Here is a 10,038-nt window from a genome sequence, read left to right as displayed (position 1 = left end):
CGTGCCTTACGTCCCGCTTTGCTTTTCGCACAGAGGCCGAGTGGATCCCGGCCCTCAATATTGTTTCACCCGGCAACAGGTCATCCACCCGGTCCCACGCGGATGACCGACCTGTGTCCTTCGGACTTTTAAAGAATGGCAAGCCCATAAGCCTGATGCGCCGTAAACCGGCGCAGAAGGCGCTGAACGAACCGTTCGTGTTCTCATCGACAGGGTAAACGTGCTGGCAGCAGCATTCACGACGGTGCGCGGGGCCGCTTTTAAACGGTCACTTGCACCCCCCTGAACTTGGCATTCTGCCAGTCGGCTGACACCTTGTTCAGGGCCTGTCCCCCCAAGCGAAATGAATCGCTGGACCTTTGGTAGCAAGTGTTTCCGGTCCGCTTCAACATATCTTCCATCTTGACTCAGAGATTGCCTGAAAAGAATCTCTGGCGTGTTTTTTTCGCTGCACCCGCACGAAAAAAGGCGCCGCAATGCGGCGCCTCTTGTCTTTCAAAGGGTTGGCTGTGGAGCCGGATTAACCCAGTGCTTTGACCCGTGCGGCCAGACGCGACATTTTGCGCGAAGCGGTGTTTTTGTGGAAAACGCCTTTGGTGACGCCGCGCATCAGCTCGGGCTGGGCGGCTTTCAAAGCGGCGGTTGCGGCTTCTTTATCACCGGAGGTGATCGCCTCTTCGACTTTGCGCAGGTAGGTGCGGATGCGCGAACGACGGGCTTTGTTGATCGCAAAACGTTTCTCGTTTTGACGTGCGCGCTTTGCGGATTGTGTTGTGTTTGCCATGAGTATCAGCCTTCGGGTTCATTTTGTTGCGTAGCAATGCGTGACGCCAACCCTACCGGAAATCCGGGCCCTAAAAGGGCAGGTGATTCTAGCCAGAGCGGGCTGCACGCGCATGTATTGGGGCTGCCTATAAGACAGCAGGCGCGGCAATGCAAGCCGCGCCCCTAGAATCGCTTACTTGTCGCGGAACTGCGCTTCGCGCTTTTCAAGGAAGGCCGACATGCCTTCTTTCTGGTCTTCGGTGTTGAACAGCGAATGGAACATGCGGCGTTCAAACAGCAGGCCTTCGCTCAGCGGCACCTCATAGGCACGGTTCACGCATTCCTTGACCACGGTGGCCGAGATCATCGATTTCTCGGCGATCTTGCCAGCGGCGGCCATGGCTTCTTCCATCAGCTTTTTAACCGGCACAACGCGCGACACAAGGCCCGAGCGTTCGGCTTCTTCTGCATCCATGAAACGGCCCGTCAGGTTCATGTCCATCGCTTTGGACTTGCCCACAAGGCGCGTCAGACGCTGGGTGCCGCCGATGCCTGCGACAACGCCAAGGTTGATCTCTGGCTGGCCGAACTTGGCGCTTTCCGAACAGATGATGAAATCGCACATCATCGCCAATTCGCAGCCACCGCCCAAAGCATAGCCCGAGACGGCTGCGATGATCGGCTTGCGGATGCGCAGAATTTGATCGGTTTCGGGCGTGAAGAGATCCCCCATGAAGACGTCGACAAAGCTTTTCTCGCGCATCATCGCGATGTCGGCCCCGGCGGCGAATGCCTTTTCCGAGCCGGTGATGACGATGCAGCGCACCTTGTCGTTTTCCTGTGCGCCTTTCAGCGCTTTGGCCAACTCACCCAGCAACGCGTCGTTGAGCGCGTTCAGCGCATCCGGGCGGTTGAGGGTGATCAGGGCCACATGGTTGTCCACGTCCACGGTGATCGTTTCGTAAGCCATCAAGAATGCTCTTTGTTGTTGCGCTCAGGGGAATGTGCATACCACGGCACCCCCATGTTTCAAGTTATCTTTGACAGCGCGGACAATAGAAGGAAGACCGCCCGCTTTGTACGATGCGCCCGATGGCGCCGTCGCAGCCCGGTCGGCGGCAGGGTTGCCCCTCACGTCCGTAGACATCAAAGCTGTGCTGGAAATAGCCCAATTCGCCGTCCGCCTGCCGGAAGTCCTTGAGCGAGGATCCCCCCGCCGTGATGGCGTCGGCCAACACCTCGCGGATGATCGGCACCAGCCCGGCGATCCGCGTGGTCGAGATGCGCCCGGCCTTGCGCGCCGGGTGAATGCCCGCCCGGTAAAGTGCTTCGCAGACGTAGATATTTCCCAAACCCGCCACGATCCGCTGATCCAGCAAGGCGGATTTGATCGGTGTGTTGCGCCCTTTCAGCGCGGCCACCAGATGCGCTTCGTGAAAGTCATTGCCTAAGGGTTCCGGCCCGAGCGAGGCCAGCAGTTTATGCGTTTCGGCCCCCGCCGTGGGCAACAGATCCATCGCGCCAAAACGGCGCGGGTCGTTAAAGGTGATCCGCGCACCGTTACCCATATGCAACACGACGTGGTCATGTTTCTCCGGGGCGGGGTGGTTGTGCTGAAACTGTCCTAGCGGGTCACCCGAGACGAGCATCCGCCCGGACATTCCCAGATGCACCAACAGCGTTTCCCCACTCGCCAGATCGGCGAGGATGTATTTCGACCGTCGTCGCAGCAGACCGACTCGCTGCCCGGTCAGCCGCTCTGCCATCCGTTCGGGGAAGGGCCAGCGCAGATCGGGGCGGTTGACCTCGGCCCGGGCGATCACTTGTCCCTCCATCGCGGGAGCCAGCCCCCGGCGGACGGTTTCGACCTCTGGCAGTTCCGGCATCTCGGTTTCCCCTTTGGCTTGCCTGTGACAAAAGGCACGCATTGTCCCCAGCTTACGGCACCCTATAACAAGGGACAGAACCAGAGGATCGCAAGAGCAGATGACCCAGGACGCTGACAAAACAACCCATTTCGGTTTCGAGACTGTGCCCGAACATGAAAAGGCCGGGCGCGTGCAGGGTGTGTTCAACTCCGTCGCCAGCAAATACGACATCATGAACGATGTGATGAGTATGGGGATCCACCGCGTCTGGAAAGAAGCGATGATGGATTGGCTCGCCCCGCGCCCCGGTCAGAGGTTGCTGGATGTGGCGGGCGGCACCGGCGATGTGTCATTCAAATTTCTGGGCCGCGCGGGCCACGGTCATGCCACGGTGCTCGACCTGACCGAGCCGATGTTGGTCGAAGGCCGCAAACGCGCCGAGGCCGACAGCCTGACCGGCAGCCTTGATTGGGTGGTGGGCGACGCGATGGCGCTGCCGTTTCCCGACAACACCTTTGATGTCTACACAATCAGCTTTGGCATCCGGAACGTGACCCGCCCCCAAGAGGCGCTGAACGAAGCGTACCGCGTGCTGCGCCCCGGTGGCCGTCTGATGGTGTTGGAGTTCAGCCAGCTGCCCAACCCGGCGATGCAAAAAGCCTATGACCTCTACAGTTTCAACGTGATCCCGCGCATGGGGCAGGCCATCGCGGGCGACCGTGACAGCTATCAGTATCTGGTCGAATCGATCCGCAATTTCCCTGATCAAGAAACGTTTCTGTCGATGGTACGCACGGCTGGTTTCGGTCAGGCCAAGTATCGCAACCTGAGCATGGGCATCGCGGCGCTGCATTCGGGCTGGAAACTCTGATGCGCGGACCTCACAACATTTGGCGGCTGATCCGCACCGGCGCGACGCTGGAACGCGCGGGCGCGATGAATGTGGTGCTGGATGCTTTCGATGCTTCCCCGGCGCTGCGTTTCGTGGCCCGCGCGCTTGGCCTGCCGTTCAAATGGCTTGGCTACAAAGGCGACCCGACCATGCCGCCCGCCACCCGCGCGCTGACCGCGCTTGGCCCGGCCTACATCAAATTCGGTCAGGTACTCTCGACCCGGCCCGACGTGGTTGGGGATGATCTGGCTGTGCAACTGCGTGTCTTGCAAGACAAGCTGCCGCCTTTTGACACGGCGCTGGCCTACAGGGCGGTCGAGCAGGAGTTGGGTGAGCCGGTCAGCGCGATTTTCTCTGAGTTCAGCGAACCCGTCGCTGCGGCCTCTATCGCGCAGGTGCATCACGCGCGGCTGGCCGAGAGCGGCGAAGAGGTCGCCGTCAAAGTCCTGCGCCCCGGCATCGAAAAAGCCTTCCGCAAGGACATCGACGCTTTCTATCTTGCCGCCCGCATGGCCGAAATCTTCTCTCCCGGATCGCGCCGATTGCGCCCGATGGAGGTGATCGAGCATTTCGACGGCGTTGTGCGGGGGGAGTTGGACCTGCGGCTGGAAAGCTCTGCCGCGTCGGAGTTTGCCGCCAACACCAAAGATGACAGCGGATTTCAACTGCCTGAGATCAAATGGAATTATTCGGGCCGCCGCGTGATGACGCTGGGCTGGGCCGATGGTCTGCCGCTGGGCGACAACGCCGCACTCGATGCCGCCGGGCACGACCGCGTGGCGCTGTCGGAGCGGGTTCTTCAACTCTTCCTTCAGCATGCCCTGCGCGATGGTTATTTCCACGCCGACATGCACCAAGGTAACCTTAAGGTCGCGGCCAACGGCGATATCATCGCCTATGACTTCGGCATCATGGGCCATATCGACAGCTACACCCGCCGGGTCTATGCCGAAATTCTCTATGGTTTCATCCGCCGCGATTACCAGCGCGTGGCCAAGGTGCATTTTGAGGCGGGTTACGTGCCTGCCGACAAGGATGTCGATGAATTCGCCCGCGCCCTGCGCGCGGTGGGCGAGCCGATTTTCGGCATGGATGCCACCCGCATCTCCATGGCGCGGCTGCTGACCTATCTGTTCGAGGTGACCGAGCGTTTCGGCATGGAAACCCGGACCGAGCTGATCTTGTTGCAACGCACGATGGTCGTGGTCGAGGGCGTGGCCCGCTCGCTCAACCCGCATATCAACATCTGGGAAGTCGCGAGCCCGATTGTGACCGATTACATCACCAAGTCGCTCGGTCCGCGTGCGATCGTTTCTGATCTGCGCGACACGGCGATGGTCATGGCCCGCTTTGGCCCGCGTTTGCCGGGGCTGGTCGAACAGGCGCTGAACCGTCAGGCCGAGGAGCAGCCAGAGCGCCGCCCGCGGTTCTGGCGCTACATCGCGGCGACTGCGGTGATGTCCGGCATTGCCGGGGCCACCACAATCGCCCTGATCGGCGCGCTGCTTTAGGGCAGGGGGCCGCGGAGGCCCCCCGCATTCAGGCGATACGTTCGATGGCCATGGCGATGCCTTGCCCGCCGCCGATGCACATGGTGATCAACGCGCGCTTGCCGCCAATCCGCTCCAACTCATAAAGCGCTTTCACGGTGATGATCGCCCCGGTCGCGCCGACCGGGTGGCCAAGGGCGATGGCCCCGCCGTTGGGGTTCACTTTTGCCGGGTCGAATCCCAACTCCTTGCTCACCGCCAGCGCTTGGCTGGCGAAGGCCTCGTTGCTTTCGATCACATCGAAATCATCGGCCTTCAGGCCGGTGCGCTCCAGCAGGCGGCGGACGGCGGGAACCGGGCCGATGCCCATGACTTCGGGGCGCACACCGGCATGGGCGTAGCCAAGGATTCGCGCACGGGGCGTCAGCCCGGCGGCCTCGGCTGCCCCGGCGCGGGCCAGCACCAGTGCTGCCGCACCGTCATTGATGCCGCTGGCGTTGCCCGCTGTGACGCGTCCATCTTTCTGGAACACCGGACGCAGCCCGGCCAGTGCCTCGGCCGTGGTGGCCTTGGGGTGTTCATCGGTGTCAAAGGGCACCATGTCGCGCTTGACCTTTACGTCGACCGGCACGATCTGATCCTTGAAGTGCCCCGCCGCGATGGCCGCCGCTGCGCGTTCTTGGCTTTGCAGGGCAAAGGCGTCCATCTCCTCGCGGGTGATGGTATGTTCATCCGCGACATTCTCGGCTGTGACCCCCATGTGGCCGGTGCCGAAGGGGCAGTTCAGCGTGCCCAAAAGCATGTCGAGGCTGCGGACATCGCCCATCTTCTGACCCCAGCGGGCATCAGGCAGAATGTAAGGCGCGCGCGACATGCTCTCGGCCCCGCCAGCAAGGGCGAAATCCGCATCGCCCAGCATCAGGCTTTGGGTCGCCGAGACCAGCGCCTGCACGCCTGAGCCGCACAGGCGGTTCACGTTCATCGCGGGCACTTCATCCGGCACGCCCGCCTCGCGCGCGGCGACGCGGCTGAGGTACATGTCGCGCGGTTCGGTGTTGATGACGGTGCCAAACATCACATGGCCGATCTGGTCGGGGCTGACGCCCGCACGCTCCATCGCCGCTGCCGCGACGGTGCTGCCCAGCTTGGTGGGTGGGGTGCCGGCAAGGCTGCCGCCGAAAGTGCCGATGGCGCTGCGCGCACCGCTCAGGATGACGATATCGTCTGACATGAAACTCTCCTTTGGTCGTTGTCCGCACTATGGGCCGGGGGCGGGGCAAAGTCAGTGGAAACGTCCCGTCAAAGCGCGGCTTGACAGGGGCGGGGCTGCGCGCGACATATCCGTCATGACGGACAACACAGACAAGATCCTGACACAGCTGCCCGCCCGCTTGAAAGCGGCGCGACAGGGGCAGGGGCTATCGCTTGATGCGGTGGCCAAGCTTTCGGGCGTGTCGCGCTCCATGGTGAGCCAGATCGAGCGCGGCGAATCGAGCCCGACAATCGCCACACTGTGGAACCTCACGCGCGCTTTGCAGGTGGATTTCGCCGGGCTTTTGGATGGTGCGCCGACAGAGGCCCAGATCGAAGTGCTGCGCAGCGCCGCCGTGCCGACGATCAGCAACCTTGGGTCAGGCTGCCGGATCCGCATCCTGTCCCCGCCCGAAGAAGCCGGGCATCACGAGGTGTACGAACTGCTCATTGCCGAGGGTGGCATGCTCGACAGTGCGCCGCATACCCGCGGCGCGCGCGAGCATCTGAGCGTTTTCGAGGGGGCGGTCGAAGTGACCAGCGGCGGGGGGACAGAGCAGTTGCAGGCCGGAGACACGGCCCGCTATGCCGCCGACGTGCCCCATGCGATACGCGCGACCGCTGGGCCGGTACGTGCTTTTCTAGTGGTGCAAGACGCTTGATCTCCGGTATATCGGAATAAATCCGCCATTTAGGAAATCCTCTATTTCGGAACGGCCTCCGTTATGGTAGACGCTCCCTGAAAAGGAGAGCCTCATGACCCAAGCATTTCTATCCCATGTCACGGACACCCTAGCCGAGATCGACGCCGAGGGCATGATGAAGCGCGAGCGGCTCATCACCACCCCGCAGGGCGGTGAGATCGCGGTGGCCGAGCGGGAGGTCATCAACCTCTGCGCCAACAACTATCTCGGCCTCGCCGATCATCCCGAGTTGATCGCCACCGCCAAAGAGGCGATGGACGAGAAAGGATTCGGCATGGCCTCGGTCCGCTTTATCTGCGGCACGCAGGACATCCACCGCGAGCTGGAGCAGAAGCTGGCGGGCTTTCTCGGGCATGACGATTCGATCCTCTTCGCCGCCTGTTTCGACGCCAACGGCGGGCTGTTCGAGCCGCTTTTGGGGCCGGAGGACGCGGTGATTTCAGACGCGCTGAACCATGCCTCGATCATCGACGGCATTCGTCTGTGCAAGGCGAAGCGCTACCGCTATGCCAACAGCGACATGGCGGATCTGGAAGCCAAGCTGAAGCAGGCCCGCGAGGACGGCGCGCGGTTCATCATGATCGCCACGGACGGGGTCTTCTCCATGGACGGCTATCTGGCGAACCTGCCCGAGATCGTGGCACTGGCCGAGAAATATGAGGCGCTGGTGATGGTGGATGACTGCCACTCCACCGGCTTTATGGGGCCAAAGGGTGCAGGCACGCCCGCGCATCACGGGGTCAAGGTCGACATCGTGACTGGCACCTTGGGCAAGGCGCTTGGCGGGGCGATTGGGGGCTATATCGCAGGGCCGCAGCCGGTGATCGACCTGCTGCGTCAGCGCGCGCGGCCCTATTTGTTTTCCAACTCATTGCCGTCGTCGATCGTGCGCGCCGGCATTCGGGCGCTGGAACTGGTGGAAGACGGCGATGATCTGCGCGCACGCCTCTTTGAGAATACGGAATACTGGCGTGCGGGGCTGGAGAAGTTGGGCTTTGACCTGCTGCCCGGTGAGCACCCCATCGTGCCCGTCATGCTGGGCGAGGCGCAGTTGGCGCAGGACATGGCCGCACGGCTATTCGAGGAGGGTGTCTATGTTTCCGGCTTCTTCTTCCCGGTGGTGCCGCGTGGTCAGGCGCGCATCCGCACGCAGATGAACGCGGCCCTGACTCGCGAGCAACTCGACCGCGCGTTGAAGGCATTCGAAGTCGCGGGCAAAGCCTGTGGGGTGATCGAATGACCACGAATGAAATGAAAGCGCTGGCCAAGCTGCACCCCCGCGAGGGGCTGTGGATGACCCATGCGCCAGTGCCCGAGATCGGCCCCGAGGACGTGCTGATCAAGATCAACAAAACCGGCATCTGCGGCACCGACATCCACATCTGGAACTGGGACGATTGGGCCGCCGGGACGGTGCCGGTGGGGCTGATTACGGGCCATGAATTCGCGGGCGAGATCGTCGAGTTGGGCCGCAACGTTGAAGGGCTTGAGATCGGGCAGCGCTGTTCGGGCGAGGGGCATCTGATCGGCAAACAGTCACGCCAAAGCCGTGCGGGGAAGTTCCACCTTGATCCCGCGACACGCGGTATCGGGGTGAACGAACAGGGGGCCTTTGCGCAATATCTCAAGCTGCCCGCCTTTAATGTCGTGCCGCTGCCGGACGAGATTTCCGACGACATCGGCGCGATCCTCGACCCTCTGGGCAATGCGGTGCATACCGCGCTGAGTTTCGATCTGGTGGGTGAGGATGTGCTCATCACAGGCGCGGGGCCCATCGGCATCATGGCAGCGGCGGTGGCGCGGCATGTCGGCGCGCGGCATGTGGTGATCACGGATGTGAACTCCGACAGGCTGGCGCTGGCAGAAAAGGTCGCCGATGTGGTGACAGTGAACGTGGCCGAAGAGGATTTGGCTGATGTGATCCCCCGGCTGAAGATGAAACAGGGCTTTGACGTGGGCCTTGAGATGTCGGGCAACCAGCAGGCGCTGGATCAGATGGTTGAGGCCATGACCATGGGCGGGCGCATCGCCATGCTGGGCATCCCGCCGGGCAAATCGCCGGTGGATTGGAGCCGTATCGTGTTCAAGGCGATCACCATCAAAGGCGTCTATGGCCGCGAGATTTTCGAGACGTGGTACAAGATGATCGCCATGTTGGAGAACGGGCTCGATGTCTCTGCCATTATCACCCATCGCTTCGGGGTCGATGATTTCGAGCAGGGCTTTGCTGCGATGAAATCTGGCCAGTCGGGCAAGGTCGTGCTCGACTGGACCTAAGCCACTCAGGGGCGCAGACGGTTGCGCCCCTGCTGGGTCAGCACCCAGACCTCATCCCCCTCGAACACCGCTGCACAAAGCGGTTTGCCGTAGCCCGCGCCGGTGTCGAGGTTCACCCGGTTGCCGTAATGCATGGCGCTGTCCACCGGCGTGTGGCCGTGGACGATCAGCTTGGGATGCGGCGCGGTGTATTCGTGAAACTCCTTGCGGATCCACAGCAGATCATCCTCGCGCTGCGCGTCCAGCGGCACTTCGGGGCGGATGCCCGCATGGGCAAAGAACAGGTCGGGTGTCTGATGCGACAGGGCGAGGGTTTTCAGGAAGTCCACATGCGCCTGCGGCACCGCCTCGCGGGCTTTCTCGTGCACCTCTGACATCCGGTCGCGCCCGCTGACCGAAACCCCGTAGGAACCGAGCGTCGTATCCCCGCCCAAACGCGGGTTCAGCCAGTTAAGTTCAACGAGCAAGAGCGGATCATGACGCGGGAAATCCTCCATGAACCAGCTGAACATACGGTCATGATTGCCCATCAAAAAGGTCCAGTTGCGCCCCTCGGCCTTGCCCTGCGCCAGCCGTTCGATCACCGCTTTGCTGTCGGGGCCGCGGTCGGTGTAATCGCCAAGGAAGACGATGCGCGCGTCAGGCCCGCCGTCTTCTTCGATCAAGGTTAACACGCGCTCAAGCTCGGCGGCGTAACCGTGGATGTCTCCGATGGCGTAGATGGGGCTGGGCATATTCGTTCCTATCCTTCTGCACCCCCTCGTGATGCCGCAAAGCCACCGCGAAGGAAA

Annotated in this window: 10 protein-coding genes; 5 read left to right on the top strand and 5 right to left on the bottom strand. The window is 62.2% G+C overall.

The features are described 5' to 3' along the window. Positions 1 to 520: 520 nt before the first annotated feature. The 3 genes from rpsT to mutM all read right to left on the bottom strand — a co-directional run bounded on the left by rpsT (position 521) and on the right by mutM (position 2,651). Complete coding sequence (gene rpsT, locus K3758_RS16795) at positions 521 to 784, bottom strand: 30S ribosomal protein S20 (RefSeq protein ID WP_067622964.1); 264 nt, start codon at positions 782 to 784, stop codon at positions 521 to 523. A 174-nt stretch (positions 785 to 958) separates the two neighbouring features. Continuing rightward, positions 959 to 1,735 (bottom strand): enoyl-CoA hydratase, encoded by a 777-nt coding sequence (locus K3758_RS16790; protein WP_259946672.1) that lies wholly within the window; start codon positions 1,733 to 1,735, stop codon positions 959 to 961. Positions 1,736 to 1,799: 64 nt separating this feature from the next. Continuing rightward, entirely contained in the window at positions 1,800 to 2,651 is an 852-nt protein-coding gene (gene mutM / locus K3758_RS16785) for a bifunctional DNA-formamidopyrimidine glycosylase/DNA-(apurinic or apyrimidinic site) lyase (RefSeq protein ID WP_259946670.1), read from the bottom strand. A gap of 100 nt (positions 2,652 to 2,751) precedes the next feature. Here mutM and ubiE point away from each other — a divergent pair, with 100 nt between their 5' ends. Together ubiE and ubiB are read left to right on the top strand one after the other, a co-directional pair. Continuing rightward, complete coding sequence (ubiE, locus tag K3758_RS16780; protein ID WP_259946668.1) at positions 2,752 to 3,504, top strand: bifunctional demethylmenaquinone methyltransferase/2-methoxy-6-polyprenyl-1,4-benzoquinol methylase UbiE; 753 nt, start codon at positions 2,752 to 2,754, stop codon at positions 3,502 to 3,504. Then, complete coding sequence (gene ubiB / locus K3758_RS16775) at positions 3,504 to 5,036, top strand: 2-polyprenylphenol 6-hydroxylase (protein ID WP_259946666.1); 1,533 nt, start codon at positions 3,504 to 3,506, stop codon at positions 5,034 to 5,036. The genes ubiE and ubiB overlap by 1 nt, the downstream gene beginning before the upstream one ends. A 28-nt stretch (positions 5,037 to 5,064) precedes the next feature. Here ubiB and K3758_RS16770 read toward each other — a convergent pair whose 3' ends face one another. Next, on the bottom strand, positions 5,065 to 6,246 hold the full coding sequence (locus tag K3758_RS16770; RefSeq protein ID WP_259946664.1) for an acetyl-CoA C-acyltransferase family protein: 1,182 nt from the start codon (positions 6,244 to 6,246) through the stop codon (positions 5,065 to 5,067). Between the two features lie 115 nt (positions 6,247 to 6,361). On the opposite strand from K3758_RS16770, the gene K3758_RS16765 reads away from it, so the two are divergent. The 3 genes from K3758_RS16765 (at position 6,362) to tdh (ending at position 9,247) form a co-directional block, all read left to right on the top strand. Next, on the top strand, positions 6,362 to 6,928 hold the full coding sequence (locus K3758_RS16765; protein WP_259946662.1) for a helix-turn-helix domain-containing protein: 567 nt from the start codon (positions 6,362 to 6,364) through the stop codon (positions 6,926 to 6,928). Positions 6,929 to 7,022: 94 nt separating this feature from the next. Next, positions 7,023 to 8,210: a glycine C-acetyltransferase gene (locus K3758_RS16760; protein WP_259946660.1), complete on the top strand. Its 1,188-nt coding sequence runs from the start codon at positions 7,023 to 7,025 to the stop codon at positions 8,208 to 8,210. Continuing rightward, a complete protein-coding gene (tdh, locus tag K3758_RS16755; RefSeq protein ID WP_259946659.1) occupies positions 8,207 to 9,247 on the top strand; it encodes an L-threonine 3-dehydrogenase in 1,041 nt (346 codons plus the stop codon). Before K3758_RS16760 ends, tdh begins: the two co-directional genes overlap by 4 nt. A gap of 5 nt (positions 9,248 to 9,252) precedes the next feature. Here the strand turns inward: tdh and K3758_RS16750 are convergent, their stop codons facing one another. Continuing rightward, positions 9,253 to 9,981, bottom strand: coding sequence for a metallophosphoesterase family protein (locus tag K3758_RS16750; protein WP_259946657.1), 729 nt, complete (start codon positions 9,979 to 9,981; stop codon positions 9,253 to 9,255). Positions 9,982 to 10,038 lie beyond the last annotated feature (57 nt).

The organism is Sulfitobacter sp. W002, from assembly GCF_025142135.1.
Taxonomy (GTDB): Bacteria; Pseudomonadota; Alphaproteobacteria; order Rhodobacterales; family Rhodobacteraceae; genus Sulfitobacter; species Sulfitobacter profundi.
The sequence above is the reverse complement of the archived record's forward strand: the minus strand, read 5'-3'. Positions and strand labels throughout refer to the sequence as shown.